At 70.7% G+C, this 580-nt stretch carries 1 protein-coding gene; it reads right to left on the reverse strand.

The features are described 5' to 3' along the window. Positions 1-580, reverse strand: a 580-nt coding sequence (locus CCN51_RS51895; protein ID WP_143676246.1) for a sigma-70 family RNA polymerase sigma factor, incomplete at both ends; no start/stop codon positions are given.

Below are 580 nucleotides of genomic sequence, written 5' to 3' on the forward strand. Positions count from 1 at the left end.
CGACCTCCTCGGGCGTGGGCTCGTAGCCGCGCTCCTGCAGCATCCGGCGCTGCACCCGCACCACCCGGTTGATCAGCTCGACGACATGCACCGGGACCCGGATCGTGCGGGCCTGGTCCGCGAGGGCGCGGGACATGGCCTGGCGGATCCACCAGGTCGCGTACGTCGAGAACTTGTACCCGCGGGCGTAGTCGAACTTCTCCACGGCGCGGATCAGCCCGAGGTTGCCCTCCTGCACCAGGTCCAGCATGGTCAGACCTCTGCCGACATAGCGCTTGGCGACGGAGACGACGAGGCGGAGGTTGGCCTCGATCAGGCGGCGCTTGGCCATCCGGCCCAGGACGACCAGCTGGTCGAAGTCGTGGGCGAGCTGGGTGTCGAGGTCGGGGGTGTTGCTCAGCTTCTCCTCGGCGAACAGGCCCGCCTCGACGCGGCGCGCGAGCTCCACTTCCTCGGCGGCGGACAGCAGCGGGATGCGGCCGATCTCGCGGAGGTACTGGCGGAAGAGATCGGAGGAGGGGCCGCTGGAGGTCTCGGCGCGTACGGGCGGCTCGGGGGCCTCCTCGGGGGCCTCTTCGGC

The organism is Streptomyces milbemycinicus, from assembly GCF_002154605.1.
In the GTDB taxonomy this organism is placed as follows: Bacteria; Actinomycetota; Actinomycetes; order Streptomycetales; family Streptomycetaceae; genus Streptomyces; species Streptomyces milbemycinicus.